Consider the following 20,515-nt stretch of genomic DNA (forward strand, 5'->3'; position numbering starts at 1 on the left):
CCCGGTGCGGGTGCTGCTCACCCTGATCGCCTCGGTCGACACGCTCACCGGCACCGGCGCCGACGCTGATGAGCCGGCCGAGCTCGACGGCGAGACCGTCCCCGCCGCACTGGTCCGCGAACTGGCCTACACGCTCGGCCTGCTGCCTCGACCGGCTACACCGGCCGGTCCGGCGGACACGACGGCGCCGGTCGAGGCCGTCCCGACGGACGACGTCCAGGCCGGCGACCCCCACACCGGCTCACCCGCGGCAGACCGGGTCGAGGCCTCTCCGATCGTTAGCCAGAGCGAAAGCGACGCCGCGGGGCACACTGCCGGCACCACCGCGGAAGTCGGATCGCTGGCGGCGCTGCTCGACCTGCGCCGGCTCACCGACACCGCGCTCGCCGAACGGCCACGGATCGCCCTCGTCGAGCAGATCAGCGGCTGCCTGCTCGCGCTCACCGACAGCATCGAACTGCGCGCCGCAGCCCGCGACGGCACCGGCCTCGGACCACCACCCGAGACCGACGGCTACCGACCCTCCGCCCCGCTCGACCGGTTCGTCCGGCTCCGCGACCGCCGCTGCCGCTTCCCCGGCTGCCGCGCTCGCGCGCGCCGCGGCGACCTGGACCACCGCGTCCCCCACCCGCTGGGCCCGACCGCGCACCACAACCTCGAAGGCCTGTGCGAGCACCACCACCGGCTGTCCCACCAGGCACCGGGCTGGAAGCTGGGCGGGTCCTCCGACGGCGGCCTGGTCTGGACCCTGCCCGGCGGCGTCACGATCACGACCGTCCCGCCCCGCTTCGGTACCGACGACGGCAGCCAACCCGCGGCCACCGTCCCCACCGCCACCACCGGCGGCGGCGGTGACGGCACGACGGCGGACCCCGACGGCCTCGCCTGGCACCGGCTCACCCCCGGCCAGCGCCGCGAGCAGATCCGCCGTCGCGTCTGCGGCCGAGCCGCCCGAACCGGCGACCCGCCAGCGCCCTTCTGACCGCGACCCTCGGCAGGGCCAGAGCCAGAGCCAGAGCCGGAGCCGGAGCCGGAGCCGGAGCCGGAGCCGGAGCCGTCCGGACCGGCGGACGGAGGTCAGGACGGCAGCGGCCGCTTGCGGGCCAGATCGGCGGAGTCTGCCGCGGACCGGCCCGACAACCACCCCGTTCGGTCCACCGACGTCGTCCGCCGTGTCCGCAGGCGAGGGAACAGCTCCTCGAAGGCGCGGGTGACCGCCACCTCTCGGCTGTGGAGCACCGGCGCGAGGTCGGCTCTCCGTGCCTGCACCGCATCGGCCACGGCAGTTGCTCGGCTCTCCGCGAGCCGCTCGCCCACCCGCACCGCGTAGGCCAGGAGGAAGGCTCGCCGGTAGCCGCGGGACCGGGCGTGTCGATCGCCGCGTCCGGCTGCCGCCAGCGCACGCCCGGCCTGCACCAGCAGCGAGGTGGCCAGCAGCTCGACCGCGTCGAGGTCCGACGGCAGTCCGACCAGGACGGCGATCCCCAGCGAGCCGAACCAGGCGGTGCGCACGCCGTTGGCGCCGGCGACGGCGCTGACGAGGTGCATCTTGGCCTGGAGGTAGGGCGGCTCCAGGTGCATGCGCCGCTCGGTCACGTCGGCTCCACCCGGCCGGCTGGTGTCCCCGCTGTCGAGCATCGCCGCGTCGATCGCGTGCACGGCCATCAGTTCCTGCGCCTTGGCGGTGAGCGCCTCCGCCTCCTCGGGGAAGTCCGTGGACTCGGCCTTGGCCAGCAGCGAGCGGATCCGGTGCAGCGCCCGGGGAGCGGTCTCGTCCCTCCTGCCGGTCGACGGCGGCTCGGACGTCCCCGGCGTGGCGGCAGCCCAGCGGGACGGCGGATCGCCCAGCTGCGGCAGCGGCGGCAGCATCCGCAGGCGCAGCAGCAGCCGGTGAACGTCCTCCGCGTGTCCCGGGACGCCTCCGGCGCGCTCGGCGACGTCCCCCAGCTGGCGCTGCCACTCCTCGGGCACGGCGACCCGATCGCTCAACGCCTCGACGCCGGCCACGATCGCGGCCGCGGCGAGGCCGGCCAGGATCGGCTCGGTGCGTCCGAGCGCGTGGACCAGGTCCGCCGGACGCCAGCCTCGCTCCCACGCGTCGGCGACGGCGTCGAGCAGGCGGGGGTCGAGGAGTGGCGTCCCGGTCACGAGGGGCAGCCTGCCCCCGGGCGCCGACGGCCGCTGCGCACCCTGTGGACGACCGCTCGGTGTCCACAGTCCGCGGCTCGCGGCAGCCACCCGGCACCTGCGGCCCCTCCCGGGCACCCCCGCTACCGTCCGGATCCGTGGCCAGCTACCGCATCGCCGAGGCGGCCGAGCTCCTCGGCGTCAGCGACGACACCGTCCGTCGCTGGATCGACAGCGGCCGGCTCGCCGCGCGGCGGGAGTTCGGCGGCCCGGCGGTCGTCGACGGAGAGGCCCTGGCCGCCGTCGCCGCCGGGCTGCACGAGGCGCCCGAGCCCGGCACCACCCGCTCCTCGTCGGCGCGCAACCGGCTGGCCGGCATCGTGACCCGCGTCGTCCGCGACACCGTCATGGCCCAGGTCGAGATCCAGGCCGGCCCCTTCCGGCTGGTCTCGCTCATGTCCCGCGAGGCGGCCGACGACCTGGGCCTCGAGGTGGGGGTCCGCGCCGTCGCGACGGTGAAGGCGACGCAGGTCAGCGTCGACGTCCCCTGAACGGATCCTTATCCACGGATTGATCAGCCCGCTAGGGTCCCGCACATGCGGAAGCCCTTCCGGTCCCTCGCCGCTGCGCTGGCGGTCGCCCTCCTCGCCGGCTGCGGCTCGGACGGCGACGGCGGGGGAGCGGCCGAGGGCACCGACGGCGGCGACGGGCTGACCGGCACCCTGACGGTCTTCGCGGCCGCCTCGCTCACCGACGTCTTCACCGAGCTCGGGGAGCAGCTGGAGGCGGACAACCCCGACCTGGACGTGCAGTTCAACTTCGCCGGGAGCTCGGCGCTCGCCACCCAGATCACCCAAGGTGCCCCCGCCGACGTCTTCGCCTCGGCCAACCCCGGCCAGATGACCGTGGTCACCGACGCCGACCTGGCCGACGGTGAGCCCGAGGTGTTCACCTCGAACGTCCTCGAGATCGCCGTCCCGGAGGGCAACCCCGCGGACGTGACCGGCCTGGCCGACTTCGCCCGGGAGGAGCTCACGCTGGCCGTGTGCGCGCCGGAGGTGCCGTGCGGCGCGGCGACCGAGGACGTGTTCGCGGCCGCCGGCGTGACCGCCGTGCCGGACACCCTGGAGGAGGACGTGCGCGCCGCCCTCACCAAGGTCGAACTGGGCGAGGTCGACGCCGCCCTGGTCTACGCCACGGACGTCGCCGCGGCGGGCGGCAGCGTCGAGGGCATCGCGTTCCCCGAGGCGGAGGACGCGGTCAACGAGTACCCGGTCTGCGTGCTCGCCGAGGCGCCCAACCCCGACGCGGCCCACGCCTTCGTGGAGCTGGTGAGCTCCCCGGAGGGGCAGGCCGCCCTGGCCGACGCCGGCTTCCGGACGCCGTGAGGAGCCGCCGCGAGCGGAGCGTCCCGGCCCCCCTGCTCGTCCCGGCCGTCCTGGCGGTCGCCTTCCTCGTGCTGCCGCTGGTCGGCCTGCTCGTCCGCACGCCCTGGAGCGAGCTGTGGCCGCAGCTGACCAGCCCGGGCGTGGGGGAGGCGCTGCGGCTGTCGCTGGTGTCGGCCACGCTGGCCACGGCGGTCTCCCTGGTGCTCGGGGTGCCGCTGGCCTGGGTCCTCGCCCGCTCGCGGATCCGCGGTCGCGGCGTCCTGCGTGCGCTGGTCACCGTGCCGCTGGTGCTGCCGCCGGTCGTCGGCGGCGTCGCGCTGTTCCTGGTGCTGGGCCGGCAGGGGATCGTCGGCCGCTGGCTGGACGAGGCGTTCGACATCACGATCCCGTTCACCACGACCGCCGTCGTCATCGCGGAGACGTTCGTCGCGATGCCGTTCCTGGTGATCAGCGTGGAGGGCGCGCTGCGCGCCGCCGACGCCCGCTACGAGGAGGCGGCGGCCACGCTCGGTGCCGACCGGTGGACGACGTTCCGCCGGGTCACCCTGCCGCTGGTGGCGCCCGGGATCGCGGCGGGCGCGGTGCTCTGCTGGGCGCGGGCGCTGGGCGAGTTCGGCGCCACCATCACCTTCGCCGGGAACTTCCCGGGGACGACGCAGACGATGCCGCTCGCGGTCTACCTGGCGCTGCAGCAGGACCCCGAGTCGGCGATCGTCCTCTCCCTCGTGCTGCTGGCGGTCTCTCTCGCCACGCTGCTGCTGCTGCGGGGCCGCTGGCTCGGCCGTGCGGGAGCCGCGCCGTGAGCCTGGTCGCCGAGGTCCGGGTGCAGCGGGGCGTGTTGCACGTGGAACTCGACGTCCGGGTCGCCGACGGCGAGGTGCTCGCCGTCCTGGGCCCCAACGGTGCCGGGAAGTCCACCCTGCTGCGGGTCCTCGCCGGACTGCTGCCGCCCGACGGCGGCCGGGTCACCGTCGACGGCGAGCCCTGGGACGACGTCGATGCCGGCGTGCACCTCCCCGCTCACCGCCGGCGGCTGGGGATGGTCTTCCAGGACCACCTGCTCTTCCCGCACCTCTCGATCACCGACAACGTCGCCTTCGGGCTGCGCACGCGGGGCGCCGGCCGCCGGGAGGCGCGGGCCGCCGCGGCCCACTGGCTGGAGCGGGTGGAGCTGGCCGACCTCGGGGCACGCCGCCCCGGACAGCTCTCCGGCGGGCAGGCCCAGCGGGTGGCCCTGGCCCGGGCACTGGCGGGGGAGCCGCCGGTGCTGCTGCTCGACGAGCCGCTGTCGGCGCTGGACGCCCGGACCCGGCTCACCGTCCGCGCCGAGCTGCGCCGGCACCTGGGTGAGTTCGGCGGGAGCACCGTGCTCGTCACCCACGACCCGGTCGACGCGATGGCCCTGGCCGACCGGGTGGTGGTCGTCGAGGAGGGCCGGGTCGTGCAGGCCGGACCGCCGGGGGAGGTGGCCCGCCGTCCGCGCACCGACTACGTCGCGCGGCTGGTCGGCCTGGCGCTGCTGCCCGGCACGGGGGAGGGGGCGACCGTGCGGCTGGACGGCGGCGGCCGGGTGGCGGTGGCGGAGGAGACCGCCGGGACGGTGTTCGTCGCCGTCCGCCCCGAGTCCGTGGCGCTGTGGCCGCAGCGTCCCGAGGGGAGCCCGCGCAACGTCTGGCCGGTGCGCCTCGCCAGCGCGACGCCGCACGGCGCGACCGTGCGCTGCGAGCTCGCCGGTGAGGTTCCGCTGCTCGCCGACGTCACCGCCGCCGCCTTCGCCGAGATGGGGCTCGCGCCCGGCGCGCAGCTGTGGGCGACGGTCAAGGCCTCCGAGGTCGCCGTCTACGAGCGCTGAGAGGGTGGGGGGGTGACCTCCACCGCCGCCCTCGTCCTCGCCGCCGGAGGCGGCCGCCGGTACGGCATGCCCAAGGCGCTGGTCGAGTACGAGGGCAGCCTGCTGGTCGAGCGCGCGGTGCGGACGGCGCGCGCTGTCTGCGACCCGGTGCTCGTCGTCCTGGGCGCGAGGGCGGTCGACGTCTGGCGGACTGCGGACCTCCACGGCGCCACGGTGCTGGCCAACGCCGACTGGGAGACGGGCATGGCGTCGTCGCTGCGCACCGGGCTGGACGGTCTGCGCGGCTGGCCGGGGCGGGTGGACGCCGTGCTGGTCACCCTGGTCGACATGCCCGGCATGACCCCGGAGGCGCTGGCCGCGGTCGCCGCGCACGCCGCACCGGGGGCCCTGGCGGTCGCCACCTACGACGGCGTCCGCGGCCACCCGGTGCTCCTCGGCCGCGACCACTGGGCCGGGGTGGCCGAGACGGCGACCGGCGACGAGGGGGCCCGCCGCTACCTGGCGGGCCGCTCGGCGGCCGGGGAGGTCATCGAGGTCGACTGCACCGGCCTGGCCGATCCGGTCGACCTCGACGTGCCGCCCGGCGGGGTAGCGTCGCAGCCGTGATCGCGCGGGTCGTGGACGAGCCCCTGTCGGTGGCCGAGCACGAGGACGCCGTCGCCGACAAGGCGGCCGGCGCCGTGGTCTCGTTCTCCGGGGTCGTCCGCGACCACGACGGCGGACGCTCGGTGACCGAGCTCGAGTACGTCGGTCACCCCACCGCCGCCGACGTCATCCGCGAGCTGGCCGAGGAGTTCGCCGCCCGGCCAGGTGTGCAGGCGGTCGCCGTCTCGCACCGGATCGGCCTACTGGGCATCGGGGACGTCGCCCTGGCCTGCGCGGTCAGCGCGGCGCACCGCGGGGCGGCGTTCACCGCCTGCGCCGAGCTCGTGGACGAGGTGAAGAAGCGGCTGCCGATCTGGAAGCGGCAGGTCTTCACCGACGGCGAGGAGGAGTGGGTCGCCTGTCCGTGACGGTCAGAACGGGCCCACGGCGTCGGACAGGGACAGCGGCTCCGGCATCGGGCCGGGGTCCATCCCCGCGGTGAGCAGCGAGCTGAGCATCCGGGCGACGACCTCCGCGGCGGGCAGGTCCCGTGCCGCGCTGCGGGGACGGGCGCGGCCGCCCACGGCGCACAGCGTGCCGAACAGCACGTCGTCCGGGCCGATCAGCGGGACGCCGAGGTAGGCCGCCACGGCCATCCCGTTCGGCAGGACACGGCTGGCGTACTCGGGGACGGCGGCGGTCACGGTCGCCACGCGCGGGGCCTCCCCGCTGACCATGTAGCGGCAGAAGCTCTCCGCCCAGGGCAGGCTCGCCCCGGGACGGATGGCGTCACCCGGTTCGGCGGAGAGGACGATCTGCCGCTCGCCGACCAGGCGGGTGACCATCCAGACGTCCCAGGACGACTGGCCGTGCAGGTACCGCAGCGCACCGGTGGCCGCGGCCGGCCAGGTCCGCCAGGGGGCCATGTCGTCGAGGGGGCGACCCTCGGTCCCGGGCAGGGGCATACCGGCGTCCCTTACCCGCCGGCGGTGCCGGCATTCATCGCCGGTGGCGTGTCGGAACGGGTCCGGCCGGGCTCAGCGGGCGCCGGCGAGGCCGTCGTCCCCGTCGTGGCGCGCCGCCTCCTCGCGCTCGGCGGCCTCCTCCTCGACCTCGCCCTCCAGCCGGCGTGCCTCGCCGTCCAGGGTGGCCGCGGCGTCGCCGTGCGACTGCCCGTACAGCTCCTCGGCGCGGCCGAGCAGCTGCTCGGCCTTGGCCTTCGCCTTGTCGAAGACGCTCATCTGGTGGTTCAGCCTCCTGCGAACGGGGGGAGCACGTCGACGACGGTCCCGGGGGCGAGCGCGGCGGACGGGTCGTGGGCCTGGGCGCCGTCGACCAGGAACGAGCAGGCGGTGAGCACCTTCTCCAGCCGTGGGCCGTGGGCGTCGGCGATCTCCCGGACGAGGTCCTCGAGCGTGGCCGCCGTCCGGGCCTCGGTCTCCACCCCGGCAGCGGCGCGGGCGCCGGCGAAGTAGCGCACGGTCACGGTCATCTCAGCCACCGATCGCGGACATGGGGCGGGTGGGCTGCAGGAAGCTGGGGTCGTCGATGCCGTGGCCGGGCAGCTTGCCGAGGGTGGCGATCCGCCAGCGGTCGGCGATCTCCGCGTCCGAGGCGCCCGACCGCAGCGCCGTCCGCAGATCGGACTCCTCGCGGGCGAACAGGCAGTTGCGGATCTGGCCGTCGGCGGTGAGCCGCGTGCGGTCGCAGGTGCCGCAGAACGAGCGGGTGACCGAGGCGATGATGCCGACCGTGGCCGGCCCCCCGTCGACCAGCCACCGCTCGGCGGGGGCCGAACCGCGCTCCTCGGTGTCGGGCGTGAGGGTGTGCGCGGCCGACAGGCGCTCGAGGATGTCCTCGGCGGTGACCATCCGGCCGCGCGTCCAGGCATGGTGGGCGTCGAGCGGCATCTGCTCGATGAACCGCAGCTGGTAGCCGTGCTCGAGGCAGAAGTCGAGCAGCGGGACGGCGTCGACGTCGTTGATGCCGTGCAGGAGCACCGCGTTCACCTTGACCGGGGTCAGCCCGGCGGCCTGGGCGGCGGCGAGCCCGGCGAGGACGTCGTCGAGCCGGTCGCGGTGGGTGAGCTGCTGGAACCGGCCGCGGTCGAGGGTGTCGAGGCTGACGTTGATCCGGTCCAGCCCGGCGTCGGCCAGCGCCGGGGCGATGCGGGAGAGGCCGATCGCGTTGGTGGTGAGGCTGACCTCGGGGCGCGGGGACAGCGCGGTGGCCGCGGCGACGATGCCCGGCAGGCCGGGGCGCAGGAGCGGCTCGCCGCCGGTGAAGCGCACCTCGCGGATGCCCAGCAGCTCGACGCCGATGCGCACCAGCCGGCCGATCTCCTCGTCGGTCAGCACCTCGACCTTGGGCAGCCAGTCCAGCCCCTCGGGGGGCATGCAGTACGTGCAGCGCAGGTTGCACCGGTCGGTCAGCGAGACCCGCAGGTCGGTGGCGGTCCGGCCGTAGCGGTCGACCAGTCCGCCGGTGCCCGGCGCCGGGTCGGCGCGGCGCAGCACCGGGTCCGGGAGCGGGCTCGACGTGGTCATGAGCCCGAATGTAGTGCGGAAACGGGGTGACGGCGTTGCTACCGTCGCAGGGTCACCCGAGAGCCCGGCGGGACCCATCCCGCACTCGCCTGTGGCCAGGAAGCGCGAGAGTTCCCCGTGTCGTCCCGCACCGTCTTCAGCCCCTACGCCCGGCTGTTCACCGTCCCGGGCAGCCGAGCGTTCGCCTTCGCCGGCTGGCTCGGCCGCATCCCCGCCTCCACGCTGGGGCTGGGCACCGTCCTGCTCGTCGAGGGCGAGACCGGCAGCTACGGCCTCGCCGGCGCGGTCTCCGGCACCCTCGCCGCCGCCTTCGCGCTCGCCTCCCCGCTCTGGGCCCGGGTCGTCGACCGGCGCGGCCAGGGCACCGTGCTGCGCGTGGCGATGGTCGCCCTCACCGTCACCGGACTGGCCTTCGTCACCGCGGTCGTCGCCGAGACGCCGCAGTGGGTCTGGTTCGCCCTCGCCGCCGCCACGGGCGCGGCCTCGCCGAACATCGGCTCGCTGGTCCGCGCGCGCTGGGCGCACGCGCTGCCCGAGGCCGACCAGCGGCAGACGGCGTTCGCCTTCGAGTCCGTCGTCGACGAGGTCGTCTTCGTCGTCGGGCCGCCGCTGGTCACCGTGCTGGCCTCCCTGGTCACGCCGCCGGCCGGCTTCCTCACCGGCCTGGTCGCCGGGGTGCTCGGCGGATGGGCCCTCGGCGGCATGCGCGCCAGCCAGCCGCCGGCCGAGCCCGGCCGCACCGACGGCGTCCGGCGGCGGTCGGGGATCCTCATCGCGCCCGTGGTCGTGGTCGCCATCTCCTCGCTCGGCGTCGGCATCACCTTCGGCGCGATCGACGTGGTCGTCGTCGCCTTCGCCGAGGACGAGGGCTCCCCGACCTCGGCCGGGCTGGTGCTGGCGCTGTTCGCCGCCGGCAGCCTCATCGCCGGCCTCGTCTACGGCATCCTCCGGCTGCCCGGCACGCTGGCCGCCCGGTTCGTCGTCTGCTCGGTGCTCTTCGGCGTCGCCGCGCAGCTGCTGTTCGTCGTGGGCTCGCTGTCGCTGCTGATGCCCGCGGCGTTCCTGGGCGGCATGGCGATCGCGCCGACGCTGGTGTCGGGCGTCTCGCTGGTCGAGTCGCGGGTGCCGCGCGGCAGCCTGACCGAGGCGCTGACCTGGACGACGGCCGGGATCATCGGCGGCGTCACGCTCGGCGCCGCACTCGCCGGCGCGGCCGTGGACGCGTGGGGTGCGCAGGACGCGTTCGCCGTGCCGGCGCTGGCGGCCGCGCTGGGCGGCGTCCTGGCGCTGGCCGGTTCGCCGTGGCTCCGGGCGCCGGCCGACGTGCCCGACGCCGCACCGGCCCGGCCGGTTGAGCACGAGACCGCGGGGTAGCGGATCTGCCGGAAGGACGCGCGCGACCGGGTGTCGCGCGCTCCACCGCGATCCTGAGAGGACCCCCTGTGGCAACCGTGCCCACCATCACCCTGAACAACGGCGTCGAGATCCCCCAGCTGGGCTTCGGCGTCTACCAGATCCCGCCGGAGGACACCGCCGAGGCGGTCGGTGCCGCGCTGGAGATCGGCTACCGGCACATCGACACCGCCGAGATGTACGGCAACGAGAAGGGCGTCGGCGAGGCCGTCCGGAACTCGGGCATCCCGCGCGACGAGATCTTCGTGACCAGCAAGCTGAACAACGGCTTCCACCGCCGCGACGACGCCCTGCGCGCCTTCGACCAGACGCTGGCCGACCTGGGCCTCGAGACCCTGGACCTGTTCCTGATCCACTGGCCGCTGCCCACCATCGACGTCGACTACGTGGAGACGTGGAAGGCGATGGAGGAGATCTACCGCAGCGGGCGCTGCCGGTCGATCGGCGTCTCCAACTTCAACGCCCACCACCTGCGCCGGCTGTTCGCCGAGACCGAGATCCGGCCGGCGGTGAACCAGATCGAGATCCACCCCTACCTGGCGCAGGACGAGCTGCGGGCCTTCGACGCCGACCACGAGATCGTCACCGAGGCCTGGTCGCCCATCGCCCAGGGCAAGGTGCTCGACGACCCGGCGGTCGTGCGGGTGGCCGAGCGCTACTCGAAGACCCCGGCGCAGGTCGTGCTCCGCTGGCACATCCAGCGCGGCGACGTCGTCTTCCCCAAGTCGGTGACCCGCAGCCGCATGGAGGAGAACTTCGCGCTCTTCGACTTCGAGCTCGACGGCGACTCGATGGGCGACCTCTCGGCGCTGGACCGCAACGAGCGCACCGGCCCCGACCCGGACACGTTCGCCTACATCCCCCGCTGACGCGCGCGGAGGGGATTCGTCGGCGTGACGCCGACGAATCCCCTCCGGCTACACCGACGTGCTGTCCAGGACGGCGCCGGATGCGTCGTAGGCGGTCGCGGTCATCGACCAGAAGACGTACGGCGGGGTCGACGACGTCGCCGGAGGCGGGAGGTCGGGGAGGAACATGCCCCAGACCCGCTCGCCCGGGCGCGGCCCGACATCGGAGAGCACCGCCTCGTGGGTGCTCCCGTCCGGGGCGGTGACGGTGACCCGAGCGGTCCCTGGCGGGGCGACACCTCCCACGATCGGCCCACCTGGGTGGATGGCGACCTCGCCCACCGGCGGAGGCGGACCGAGGGTGCCGCCGCCTCCGCCGCCGCCGATGTCCATGTAGCAGGCCGACCACTCCTCCTGGCCGCTCAGCGAGTGGGCGTACACCGCGAATCCCCACCGGTGGTCACCCTCGACGCCGCTCACGAATCCGCTGTCCGCACCGCAGCCGGCCTCCGCGCGCGTCGGCGGGCGCTCGAGGAGCTGTCGGCGGGTGGCGTCGAACTCCGCCCAGGTGCCCACGCGCAGGGCCCGGACCACCTGATCGACCAGGTCGGCGCCCTGGCCGGCCCGGTCCAGGGTCGCGATGACCGCGAGGACCAGGCCGTCCTCTGCCCAGACCCGTCCCGGCGCCTCCGGACCGCCCAGGTAGGTCCCCCGCAGGACGCCGGCGGATCCCGGCGCGCCACGGACCGTCGTCCCCGTCGCGTCGTCGGCCCAGAACCCCCACAGCGCCGCGAGACGGGGATCGGCCTGGACCGCGACGACGGACACCCACGTGGTCTCGCCCAGCAGGAACACGTGCTGACCAGGCCCGCCCGGGCCATCGGGCGGGCCGCCGGCGATCAGCGGCTCCAGCCCGGCCGGGACGGCGTCCGGCGCGACCGTCGCCGTGGGCGACTCGAAGTCAGCCCCCCGCGCCGCCTCGACCAGCTCGTCGTCGTCGATCCCCCGACCGACGACGAACTCCACGTAGTCGTTGCTCTGGATGACCACCCAGGTCCGGTCCCCGTCTGCGACCACCGCGCCGGTGCGTCCGCCGATGTCGACCTGCTGCCCGGGTGCCTCGTACCGCGGACCCCCGATCTGGGCCGACCCCGAGCTCGTCCCGACCAGCAGGACCGGCCCGTCGAGGGTGTCGGTCAGCGCGGGGTCGCCGTAGAGGGTGGCGCGGAAGGGCTCGTAGCCGGCGTCGGGAGCCTGGTACGAGAACTCGGTGAGAAGCAGCCCGTCCGGCACCCGGTCGAGGAGGACGGGAGCGTCGAGGGGGAGGGGGTCGACGACGAGCTCGTCTCCTCCGGCCCCCGGGCGGTCCGGGCCGACGCCCGCTGTCGGCGCGGGTGCGGCGGCGTCGTCCCCGGTCTCGGCGCAGCCGGTCACGCCGGCGGCCAGCACGGCGGCCAGCAGCGCCGTCCGCACCCGTCCGCGCGAGGTCACGCGCGCATGCTCTCGCTCCCCGCAGGCGGGGGGAACCCCACCGGAGTCGCTCGGTGTCGAAAAGCGACACGGAGCGACTCCGCTCAGTCGGTCGTGACGAAGTCGATCAGTTCCTCGACGCGGCCGATCAGCGCCGGCTCGAGGTCGGTCCAGGTGCGCACGCGGGCCAGGATGCGCTGCGCCCACACGTAGCCGGTGTCGTCCTCCCAGCCGAGCCGGCGGCACACGCCGGTCTTCCAGTCCTCGCCCTTCGGGACGGTCGGCCAGGCCCTGATCCCGACCACCGACGGCTTGACGGCCTGCCAGATGTCGATGAACGGGTGCCCGACGACGAGCGCGTGGTCGCCGGTGATCTGGGCCGCGATCCGGGACTCCTTGGAGCCCGTCACCAGGTGGTCGACGAGCACACCCAGCCGGCGCCCGGACGACGGGCGGAAGTCGCGGACGATCCCCGGCAGGTCGTCGACGCCGTGCAGCGGTTCCACGACGACGCCCTCGATGCGCAGGTCGTGGCCCCACACCTTCTCGACCAGCTCGGCGTCGTGCTTGCCCTCGACGTAGATCCGGCCCTCGCGGGCGACCCGGGCCCGGGCACCGACGACGTAGGTGGACCCGGAGGCGCTGCGCTGCGGCCCGGACGGCGCGTTGACCTTCGGCCGCACGAGGACGACGGGGCGGCCGTCGACCCAGAAACCCGGGCCGAGCGGGTAGGCGCGCACCTTGCCGAACCGGTCCTCGAGGTGGACGACGTCCTTCTCGCAACGGACCACCGCGCCGACGAACCCCGAGCTGGGGTCCTCGACGACGAGGTCGCGCTCGGCCTCGACCTCCGGGGAGGCCTTCTTGACCGTCCGCGGGTGGACCAGGTTGTCGTAGGGGGAGCGAGGTGGCACGTCCCGAGTGTGTGCACGACGGGCTGCGCCCCCGCGCAGACGCGCCGAGGGGTGAGCTGCGACACGCCCGAGCGGCGCCGTTACGACGGAGAGTGACCGGAACTACTGCGTCTCGCCGTGGGGTCCGGTGTAGGCGCCTGCGTCCTGGCGGACCCCGTCCCGGCCTGCGGATTCGTCCGTGGCGGGCGGTCGGATGGCGCACCACGCACGTCCTGCCCACCGCGGCGGATCGTCCGTCCCCGGGCGTGTCGGATCGGGCCGGATCGTTTCGGCGGGAGCGTGCCGGTCACCCATCCAGGTGACCGTGACACCTGCTCAGATGGGAGCTGCAACGACCATGATCGGCACCGAGAGCATCAGCCGAGTGATCGGCCAGGACGTCTACGACGAGACCGGCAGCAAGATCGGGTCGGCGTCCGAGGTCTACCTCGACGACGAGACCGGTCAGCCGGAGTGGGTCACCGTCCGCACCGGTCTGTTCGGCACGAAGGAGTCCTTCGTCCCGATCCGGAACGCGGACCTCACCAACGACGGCGTCCGCGTACCGGTCAGCAAGGACCGCGTGAAGGACGCCCCGAAGATCGACACCGACGGCCACCTCTCCCCGCAGGAGGAGCAGGAGCTGTACCGGTACTACGGCCTGGGTGACTCCTCGGGGCAGCAGTACGCCACCACGGACACCACCCAGTCGACGACCGGCATGGCCACCACCGGCATGGCGACCACCGGCATGACCGACACCACGAACACGCACGGCACGGTCGGTCACGACACCTCCGGCCCGACCACCGACAACGCCATGACCCGCTCCGAGGAGCACCTGTCGGTCGGCACCCGCAACGAGGAGATCGGGCGCGCCCGTCTCCGCAAGTACGTCGTCTCGGAGAACGTCACCGAGACGGTGCCGGTCTCCCGCGAGGAGGTGCGGCTCGAGCGCGAGCCCATCACCGACGCCAACATCGGCAACGCGATGGACGGCCCGGCGATCTCCGAGGAGGAGCACGAGGTCACGCTGCACGCCGAGCGTCCCGTCGTGCAGAAGGAGGCCGTGCCGGTCGAGCGGGTCCGCCTGGACAAGCAGACCGTGACGGACCAGGAGACGGTCACCGACACCGTCCGCAAGGAGCAGATCGAGATGGAGGGTGCCGAGGGCACCGCTCTCGACCGCGACCGGGACGGCCGCATCGGCTGACCTGCTCCACGAGCCCGGCGACGGCCGGGCCCCACACGGCGGTGGCCGGCCGAGTACACGCTCCGGCCGGCCATCTGCCGTGTGGGGCCCGGCCGTCGCGGCGCGTCCGGGTGGTTCAGTCGGCGAAGCAGGCGGCGAGCGCGCCGATCACGAGCGGGACGTCGACGGCGGAGGCGAGCTCCCGGCACGAGTGCATGGCCAGCATCGGCGCGCCGATGTCGACGGTCGGCAGGCCCAGCCGGGTCGCCGTCAGCGGGCCGATGGTGCTGCCGCAGGGCAGGTCCGCGCGGGAGACGAAGTACTGGACCGGGACCGAGGCCTCCGCGCACCGCTCGGCGAACCAGGCGGCCCCGGCCGCGTCGGTCGCGTAGGCCTGGTTGGCGTTGACCTTCAGCACCGGACCGCCGCCCAGCTGCGGCCGGTGGGAGGGCTCGTGGCGGTCCGACCGGGTCGGGTGGACGGCGTGGGCCATGTCGGCCGAGACCAGCCGCGACCGCGCCAGGGCCCGGGGGAGCGCCTGTGCGTCGCCGGGGTCGCTGACGGCGACCAGCCGGGCGACGACGTCCTCGAGGAAGCTGCCGCGCGCCCCGGACATCGAGCCGCTGCCGACCTCCTCGTGGTCGTTGGCGACCAGCAGCTGGGTGCGCGGCCCGGCCGGCGCCGCGGCCAGCGCGGTGACGCCGGCGTGGCAGCTGGCCAGGTTGTCCAGCCGCGGCGCGGCCACCCACGAGCCGTCGGCTCCGGCGGTGCCGGCGGGCTGGGTGTCGGCCAGGACGAGGTCCTGGGCCAGGACGTCGTCGGCGGCCGCACCCACCGCCTCGGCCACCGCGACGGTGAGGCCCTCGACATGGCCCAGGTCCTGCGACCACACGGGGACCAGCTCGCGCTGCGGGTCCAGCGTCAGCCCGTCGCGCACGCTCCGGTCCAGGTGGATCGCCAGCGACGGCAGCCGCAGCGGCGCCCCGGGCAGGCGGACCAGCGCCTGGCGGCCGCCGCGCAGCACGACCCGGCCGGCCACCGTGAGCTCCCGGTCCAGCCAGGTGTGCCACAGGCCGCCGCCGTAGGGCTCCACGCCGACCAGCCGGTAGCCGGCCTGGCGGACGTCGGAGCGGGGGCGCACGCGAAAGGTCGGCGAGTCGGTGTGCGCCCCGACCATCCGGAGCCCGACCTCCGCGAGGGGGGAGCTGCCGACGCGGAAGGCGATGAGGCTGCCCTGCCGGACCACGAACCGCTGGTCGCCGGGCGCCAGGTCCCACGCGTCGGACTCGGCGAGTTCGCTGAACCCGGCGGTGGTCAGCCGGCGGGCCATCTCGGCGACGGCGTGGAAGGGGCTCGGGGCGGCGTCGACGAAGGCACGCAGGTCGTCGCCGGTACGCGGATCGGGCATGGCGACATCGTGCCCTCATGCGGCGCGGACCCGCCGACCCGTGAGGTGGGATGCTCGGCGACGTGAGCGAGACCACTCTGCCGGCGGAAGGCCTGTCCCCGCCCACCCCGGCCGGCTTCTCCAGCCCGGACGCCCTGGCCGGCGCGCTGCGCGACACCGGGTACCTCCCCGACGAGGGACTGGCCACCGCGGCGTACCTGGCGCTGGTCATGCGCCGGCCGCTGTTCCTCGAGGGCGAGGCGGGCGTGGGCAAGACCGCGCTGGCCCGGGCGCTGGCCGAGGTCACCGGCCGGCCGCTGTACCGGCTGCAGTGCTACGAGGGGCTCGAGGCCAGCCAGGCGCTCTACGACTGGGACTTCGGCCGGCAGCTGCTGCACCTGCGCGCCGCCGAGGCCGCGCACGCCACCGGCGACACCGAGCAGCTCGAGGCCTCGCTCTACGACCGCCGGTTCCTGCTCGCCCGGCCGCTGCTGCAGGCGCTGGAGGACGCGCCGAGCGTGCTGCTGGTCGACGAGGTCGACCGTGCCGACGACGAGTTCGAGGCGTTCCTGCTCGAGGTGCTGTCGGACTTCACCATCTCCATCCCCGAGCTGGGCACCGTCCGCGCGGAGGTGCCGCCGCTGGTCGTGCTCACCTCCAACCGGACCCGCGAGGTGCACGACGCCCTCAAGCGCCGCTGCCTCTACCACTGGCTGGAGCACCCGGACTTCGACCGCGAGGTCGCGATCCTGCGCACCCGGTTGCCGGAGGTCACCGAGCAGCTCGCCCGCGAGGTGGCCGCGGCGACGGCGAAGCTCCGCGGCCTGGACCTGGTCAAGCCGCCGGGCGTGGCCGAGGCGATGGACTGGGCGAGCGCACTGCACGCCCTCGGCGCCCGGGAGCTGGACCCCGACACCGCCGCCCGCACCCTCGGCGCCGTCCTGAAGTACCGCGAGGACACCGACCGGGTGCACTCGCTCGCCCGCGGAGCGCTCTTCGGTGGGTGAACGGCCCCTCGAAGGACCTCCCTGCCCCCCACCGCTCGCAGGCTCGCGGCGGGCCCCTGCAGGCAGGCAACCTGCGGACGCGCCGACCAGGGACGTCGTCGAGACCGTGCTGGGCTTCGCGCGGACGCTGCGCGTGGCCGGTGTCGCGGCCTCGCCGGACCGGGTGGAGGCCATGCTGACGGCGGTGGGCGCCCTCGACGTCCTCGACGCGACGGCCGTGTACTGGGCCGGCCGGCTCACGCTGTGCGGGAGCCCCGACGACCTCGACCGCTACGACGCCGCCTTCGCCGCGTACTTCGGCGGGGAGTCGCCGCGGATGCGGTCGGCCCCGGCCGACCAGCGGCAGGTGCTCGCGCTGTCCGCGCCGCTGGAGGCGGGCACCGGCGAGGGGGAGGACGACGCGCCCTCCGACGTCGCCGGCCGGGCCAGCGCCGACGAGGTGCTGCGCCACCGGGACGTCGGCGAGCTGACCGTGGCCGAGCGGGACGAGCTGCGCCGGCTGTTCGCGCTGCTCCGCCCGGCGGCACCCATGCGGGCCTCCCGCCGCCGGAGGCCGAGCGCCCACGGGTCGGTGCACGCCGCCCGCACGGTCCGCCGGGCGCTGCGCGACGGCGGCGAGGTCGCCCGTCTGATGCACCGGCGCGCCCGCCCGCGCCCGCGCCGCGTCGTCCTGCTGATCGACGTCTCCGGCTCGATGAGCCCCTACGCCGACTCCCTGCTGCGGTTCGCGCACGTCGCCGTCCGGGCCCGGCCGGCGTCGACGGAGGTCTTCACCATCGGCACGCGGCTGACGCGGGTGACCCGCGAGCTGCGGCTGCGGGACCCGGACGAGGCACTGGCCGCCAGCGGCGGTGCGATCCCCGACTGGTCCGGCGGCACCCGGCTCGGCGAGGTGCTCAAGGCCTTCCTCGACCGGTGGGGGCAGCGCGGCACCGCCCGGGGCGCGGTCGTCGTCGTCTGCAGCGACGGCTGGGAGCGCGGCGGCACCGAGCTGCTGGCCGAGCAGATGGCGCGGCTGCGCCGGCTCGCGCACGCCGTGGTGTGGGTGAACCCGCACAAGGGCCGGGCCGGCTACGAGCCGCTCACCGGGGGGATGCAGGCGGCGCTGCCGTCGCTGGACGCGTTCGTCGCGGGGCACAGCCTCGCCGCGTTCGAGGAGCTGGCGGGAGTGATCTCGCGTGTCTAGGGCGTTGGAGTCGCTCGAGTGCGTCTTCCGCACTCGAGCGACTCCGTTCGGAGGAGGCAACCGTGCGTGACGTGCTCGACGACCTGGTCGGCTGGTGGCAGGCGGGGGAGACCGTCGGCATGGGGACCGTCGTGGCCACCTGGCGCTCGGCACCCCGCCCGGCAGGCGCCTCCATGCTGGTCGGCCCCGACGGGACCGCGGTCGGCAGCGTCTCCGGTGGCTGCGTCGAGGGCGCGGTCTACGAGGAGGCGCGCGACGTCGTCGAGACCGGCGTCCCCACGCTCGAGCGGTACGGGGTCAGCGACGACGACGCCTTCGCCGTCGGCCTGACCTGCGGCGGGATCCTCGACGTCTTCGTCGAGCAGGTCTCGCGCGAGTCGTTCCCCGAGCTGGGCGAGATCGCCGAGTCCGTCGGCCGGCACGAGCCGGTCGCCGTCGTCACCTGCGTGAAGGGAGCCGACGACCGGCTCGGCAAGCGGCTGGTGGTCTGGCCCGACCGGGTGTCGGGGACGCTCGGCGCGCAGCGGCTGGACGACGCGGTGGCCGCCGACGCCCGCGGGATGCTCGCCGCCGGCCGCACCGCCCTGCTGCACGTCGGCCACGACGGCGAGCGCCGCGGCGACGACCTCACCCTCTTCGTGAACTCGTTCGCCCCGGCGGCGCGGATGGTCGTCTTCGGCGCGATCGACTTCGCCGCCGCCGTCGCGCGGGTCGGCGCGTTCCTCGGCTACCGCGTCACCGTCTGCGACGCCCGGCCGGTGTTCGCCACCCCCAAGCGCTTCCCGGACGCGCACGAGGTGGTCGTCGAGTGGCCGCACCGGTACCTGCAGGCCGAGGTCGACGGGGGGCGGATCGACGAGCGCACCGTGCTGTGCGTGCTCACCCACGACCCGAAGTTCGACGTCCCGCTGCTGGAGGTGGCCCTGCGGCTGCCGGTGGCCTACGTCGGCGCGATGGGCTCCCGCCGGACCCACGACGAGCGACTGGACCGGCTGCGCGAGGCCGGCATGACCGACGACGAGCTGTCCCGGCTCTCCTCGCCGATCGGGCTGGACCTGGGCGCGCGCACGCCGGAGGAGACCGCGGTCTCGATCGCGGCGGAGATCATCGCCGGTCGCTGGGGCGGCACGGGGGAGCGGCTGACCGGCGTCGAGGGCCCGATCCACCGGACGGCGGAGCGCTGAGCGACCCCCTGGAGAGCGTTTCGCGCGCGGAAGTCGCCTTCACCTACGACGTCGAGGTCGTGGGGCTGGTCGTCTCCCCGGTGCACCGCTACGACGGGCGGCCGGGGGAGACCGTGCCGGCGCAGGACGCCGACCGGGTGGACCGGGCCGTCGTGCGCGCCGGCTACGGCGTGGTCGGTGACCGCTACGCCGGGAAGGCCGCCCACCGCGACGCCGCGCTGACCGTGCTCGCCGTCGAGTCGTTGGAGGCCCTCGCCGCGGAGCTGGGCGTGGCGCCGTTCGACCCGCTGCTGGCCCGCCGCACCGTCGTCCTGCGGGGCGCCGAGGTCGAGGCGCTGCGCGGGGTCGAGTTCTCCCTGGACTGCGGCGCGGGTGAGGTGTGGCTGCGCGGTGGCCGGCCGGCGAACCCGTGCGCCTGGATGGACGTCGTCCTGGCGCCGGGCGCGCACCGGGGGATGCGCGGACGCGGCGGCGTGCGGTGCGCGGCGCTGTCCGACGGCGAGCTGCGGATCGGCCCCGCCGTCCTGCGGTCCGCGGTGCCCCTGGACCCCGCCCGGGCGGGGGACGCCGCCCGGCCGGCGCCGCGTTCCCGGTCAGACGGCACCGTCCGGTAAGGGGACCAGACCGGCCTGCCGATGATGGACCCGCCGGTTCCGGTCGGACCGGCGCCGCGACGGAACGGATCTCCCATGCGCCTGCGCGCCCTCGCCCTCACCGGTCTCTCGACGGTGCTGCTGACCGCGTGCAGCAGCACGATTGAGGGCTCCGCGAGCCCGGCCGTCGTGCCGCCGGGCGCCGTCGAGTCGGGCGGCGCCGGTTCGAGCGGAGCCGGGTCGAGCGACCGCTCGGGCCCGGAGCTGGAGGAGCTGGCCATCTCCGCGCTGGAGGAGGCCGGCTCCGTGCGCGTCGCGGGCTCGATGACCGTGGACGGGGAGCAGGGCGAGGTCGACCTGCGGCTCCGCGGCGAGGACGTCGCCGGGACCATGACCGTGCTCGGCTCGTCGGTCGAGATCGTCGTCGTCGACGGGCTGGTCTACATGCGCGCCTCCGCGGACTTCTGGATCGAGTCGGGGGCACCGGCCGCCATCGCCCGGGGCCTCGCCGACACCTGGGTCATGGCGCCGGCCGGGACCGGGGACGAGTTCGGGGACCTCACCGTCGCGGGACTCGTCGACGAGATGCGCTCTCCGGGGGCGACGACGGACGAGGAGGTCGGCGAGGCGCAGCTCGACGGCGAGCCGGTCTGGGAGCTGACCAACTCCGACGGCGACGTCATGCTCGTCGCCGCCGAGGGCACGCCGTACCCGTTGCAGATCACGAGCACCGGCGCGGAGCCGGGCGTCATGCGGCTGAGCGAGTTCGGCACCGTCGCACCGATCGAGCCGCCGGCGGACTACGTCGACCTGGAGGACCTCGGCGGCTGACCGCCTCCGATAC

The 20,515-nt window shown here is 75.2% G+C and carries 23 protein-coding genes; 15 read left to right on the forward strand and 8 right to left on the reverse strand.

Annotation, left to right across the window (positions count from 1 at the left end):
• Window positions 1-982, forward strand: a 982-nt coding sequence (locus DQ240_RS23460; protein WP_199589460.1) for an HNH endonuclease signature motif containing protein, incomplete at its 5' end; no start/stop codon positions are given.
• A 95-nt stretch (window positions 983-1,077) separates the two neighbouring features.
• Here the strand turns inward: DQ240_RS23460 and DQ240_RS21795 are convergent.
• Window positions 1,078-2,148 carry a DUF2786 domain-containing protein gene (locus DQ240_RS21795; RefSeq protein ID WP_113841814.1) on the reverse strand — a complete coding sequence of 357 codons (1,071 nt, stop codon included), beginning with the start codon at window positions 2,146-2,148 and terminating at the stop codon, window positions 1,078-1,080.
• A gap of 137 nt (window positions 2,149-2,285) precedes the next feature.
• Between DQ240_RS21795 and DQ240_RS21800 the strand changes: the two genes are divergently transcribed.
• The 6 genes from DQ240_RS21800 to DQ240_RS21825 are packed head-to-tail and all read left to right on the forward strand — an operon-like array spanning window position 2,286 to window position 6,380.
• On the forward strand, window positions 2,286-2,678 hold the full coding sequence (locus tag DQ240_RS21800; RefSeq protein ID WP_113841815.1) for a molybdopterin-binding protein: 393 nt from the start codon (window positions 2,286-2,288) through the stop codon (window positions 2,676-2,678).
• Window positions 2,679-2,723: 45 nt separating this feature from the next.
• Entirely contained in the window at window positions 2,724-3,515 is a 792-nt protein-coding gene (gene modA, locus DQ240_RS21805) for a molybdate ABC transporter substrate-binding protein (protein WP_113841816.1), read from the forward strand.
• Window positions 3,512-4,318, forward strand: a complete 807-nt coding sequence (locus DQ240_RS21810) for an ABC transporter permease (protein WP_199589461.1) — start codon at window positions 3,512-3,514, stop codon at window positions 4,316-4,318. Before modA ends, DQ240_RS21810 begins: the two co-directional genes overlap by 4 nt.
• A complete protein-coding gene (locus DQ240_RS21815) occupies window positions 4,315-5,367 on the forward strand; it encodes an ABC transporter ATP-binding protein (protein WP_113841817.1) in 1,053 nt (350 codons plus the stop codon). Before DQ240_RS21810 ends, DQ240_RS21815 begins: the two co-directional genes overlap by 4 nt.
• Before the next feature lie 12 nt (window positions 5,368-5,379).
• Entirely contained in the window at window positions 5,380-5,973 is a 594-nt protein-coding gene (locus DQ240_RS21820) for an NTP transferase domain-containing protein (RefSeq protein ID WP_113841818.1), read from the forward strand.
• Window positions 5,970-6,380 (forward strand): molybdenum cofactor biosynthesis protein MoaE, encoded by a 411-nt coding sequence (locus DQ240_RS21825; RefSeq protein WP_029434182.1) that lies wholly within the window; start codon window positions 5,970-5,972, stop codon window positions 6,378-6,380. The genes DQ240_RS21820 and DQ240_RS21825 overlap by 4 nt, the downstream gene beginning before the upstream one ends.
• Window positions 6,381-6,383: 3 nt before the next feature.
• Here the strand turns inward: DQ240_RS21825 and DQ240_RS21830 are convergent, their stop codons facing one another.
• From DQ240_RS21830 to moaA, 4 genes are all read right to left on the reverse strand, one after another.
• Window positions 6,384-6,917 (reverse strand): GAF domain-containing protein, encoded by a 534-nt coding sequence (locus DQ240_RS21830; protein WP_113841819.1) that lies wholly within the window; start codon window positions 6,915-6,917, stop codon window positions 6,384-6,386.
• A gap of 72 nt (window positions 6,918-6,989) precedes the next feature.
• Complete coding sequence (locus tag DQ240_RS21835) at window positions 6,990-7,193, reverse strand: hypothetical protein (RefSeq protein ID WP_113841820.1); 204 nt, start codon at window positions 7,191-7,193, stop codon at window positions 6,990-6,992.
• 8 nt (window positions 7,194-7,201) lie between these two features.
• Entirely contained in the window at window positions 7,202-7,444 is a 243-nt protein-coding gene (locus DQ240_RS21840; RefSeq protein WP_113841821.1) for a MoaD/ThiS family protein, read from the reverse strand.
• Window position 7,445: 1 nt separating this feature from the next.
• Window positions 7,446-8,498 (reverse strand): GTP 3',8-cyclase MoaA, encoded by a 1,053-nt coding sequence (moaA, locus tag DQ240_RS21845; RefSeq protein ID WP_199589462.1) that lies wholly within the window; start codon window positions 8,496-8,498, stop codon window positions 7,446-7,448.
• 117 nt (window positions 8,499-8,615) lie between these two features.
• Here moaA and DQ240_RS21850 point away from each other — a divergent pair, with 117 nt between their 5' ends.
• Both DQ240_RS21850 and DQ240_RS21855 read left to right on the forward strand, forming a co-directional pair.
• On the forward strand, window positions 8,616-9,872 hold the full coding sequence (locus DQ240_RS21850) for an MFS transporter (RefSeq protein ID WP_113841822.1): 1,257 nt from the start codon (window positions 8,616-8,618) through the stop codon (window positions 9,870-9,872).
• 68 nt (window positions 9,873-9,940) lie between these two features.
• The gene (locus DQ240_RS21855) at window positions 9,941-10,780 is read left to right on the forward strand and encodes an aldo/keto reductase (protein WP_113841823.1); all 840 of its coding nucleotides are present in this window, start codon (window positions 9,941-9,943) and stop codon (window positions 10,778-10,780) included.
• A 48-nt stretch (window positions 10,781-10,828) separates the two neighbouring features.
• Here DQ240_RS21855 and DQ240_RS21860 read toward each other — a convergent pair whose 3' ends face one another.
• Both DQ240_RS21860 and DQ240_RS21865 read right to left on the reverse strand, forming a co-directional pair.
• The gene (locus DQ240_RS21860) at window positions 10,829-12,250 is read right to left on the reverse strand and encodes a hypothetical protein (RefSeq protein WP_113841824.1); all 1,422 of its coding nucleotides are present in this window, start codon (window positions 12,248-12,250) and stop codon (window positions 10,829-10,831) included.
• A gap of 83 nt (window positions 12,251-12,333) precedes the next feature.
• Entirely contained in the window at window positions 12,334-13,143 is an 810-nt protein-coding gene (locus tag DQ240_RS21865) for a DUF3097 domain-containing protein (protein WP_113841825.1), read from the reverse strand.
• 337 nt (window positions 13,144-13,480) lie between these two features.
• On the opposite strand from DQ240_RS21865, the gene DQ240_RS21870 reads away from it, so the two are divergent.
• Window positions 13,481-14,335: a DUF2382 domain-containing protein gene (locus tag DQ240_RS21870; protein WP_113841826.1), complete on the forward strand. Its 855-nt coding sequence runs from the start codon at window positions 13,481-13,483 to the stop codon at window positions 14,333-14,335.
• A 115-nt stretch (window positions 14,336-14,450) separates the two neighbouring features.
• On the opposite strand, the gene DQ240_RS21875 is transcribed toward DQ240_RS21870, so the two are convergent.
• Complete coding sequence (locus tag DQ240_RS21875) at window positions 14,451-15,722, reverse strand: M18 family aminopeptidase (RefSeq protein ID WP_113841827.1); 1,272 nt, start codon at window positions 15,720-15,722, stop codon at window positions 14,451-14,453.
• 62 nt (window positions 15,723-15,784) lie between these two features.
• Here DQ240_RS21875 and DQ240_RS21880 point away from each other — a divergent pair, with 62 nt between their 5' ends.
• From DQ240_RS21880 to DQ240_RS21900, 5 genes are all read left to right on the forward strand, one after another.
• Window positions 15,785-16,708, forward strand: coding sequence for a MoxR family ATPase (locus tag DQ240_RS21880; RefSeq protein ID WP_233498900.1), 924 nt, complete (start codon window positions 15,785-15,787; stop codon window positions 16,706-16,708).
• 106 nt (window positions 16,709-16,814) lie between these two features.
• Entirely contained in the window at window positions 16,815-17,894 is a 1,080-nt protein-coding gene (locus DQ240_RS21885; protein WP_233498901.1) for a VWA domain-containing protein, read from the forward strand.
• Window positions 17,895-17,956: 62 nt separating this feature from the next.
• Complete coding sequence (locus tag DQ240_RS21890; protein ID WP_113841829.1) at window positions 17,957-19,078, forward strand: XdhC/CoxI family protein; 1,122 nt, start codon at window positions 17,957-17,959, stop codon at window positions 19,076-19,078.
• 59 nt (window positions 19,079-19,137) lie between these two features.
• Window positions 19,138-19,692, forward strand: coding sequence for an MOSC domain-containing protein (locus tag DQ240_RS21895; protein WP_233498902.1), 555 nt, complete (start codon window positions 19,138-19,140; stop codon window positions 19,690-19,692).
• A 75-nt stretch (window positions 19,693-19,767) separates the two neighbouring features.
• On the forward strand, window positions 19,768-20,502 hold the full coding sequence (locus tag DQ240_RS21900) for a hypothetical protein (RefSeq protein ID WP_113841830.1): 735 nt from the start codon (window positions 19,768-19,770) through the stop codon (window positions 20,500-20,502).
• The last annotated feature ends 13 nt before the right edge of the window (window positions 20,503-20,515 follow it).

Source organism: Blastococcus sp. TF02A-26 (assembly GCF_003319125.1).
GTDB lineage: Bacteria > Actinomycetota > Actinomycetes > Mycobacteriales > Geodermatophilaceae > Trujillonella.

What these genes read in the sequence shown, in the direction of transcription:
- modA (WP_113841816.1), top strand. Translation starts at nt 2,724, where the DNA reads ATGCGGAAGCCCTTCCGGTCCCTCGCCGCTGCGCTGGCGGTCGCCCTC.
- DQ240_RS21830 (WP_113841819.1), bottom strand. Translation starts at nt 6,917, where the DNA reads ATGCCCCTGCCCGGGACCGAGGGTCGCCCCCTCGACGACATGGCCCCC.
- DQ240_RS21835 (WP_113841820.1), bottom strand. Translation starts at nt 7,193, where the DNA reads ATGAGCGTCTTCGACAAGGCGAAGGCCAAGGCCGAGCAGCTGCTCGGC.
- DQ240_RS21840 (WP_113841821.1), bottom strand. Translation starts at nt 7,444, where the DNA reads ATGACCGTGACCGTGCGCTACTTCGCCGGCGCCCGCGCCGCTGCCGGG.
- moaA (WP_199589462.1), bottom strand. Translation starts at nt 8,498, where the DNA reads ATGACCACGTCGAGCCCGCTCCCGGACCCGGTGCTGCGCCGCGCCGAC.
- DQ240_RS21870 (WP_113841826.1), top strand. Translation starts at nt 13,481, where the DNA reads ATGATCGGCACCGAGAGCATCAGCCGAGTGATCGGCCAGGACGTCTAC.
- DQ240_RS21875 (WP_113841827.1), bottom strand. Translation starts at nt 15,722, where the DNA reads ATGCCCGATCCGCGTACCGGCGACGACCTGCGTGCCTTCGTCGACGCC.
- DQ240_RS21900 (WP_113841830.1), top strand. Translation starts at nt 19,768, where the DNA reads ATGCGCCTGCGCGCCCTCGCCCTCACCGGTCTCTCGACGGTGCTGCTG.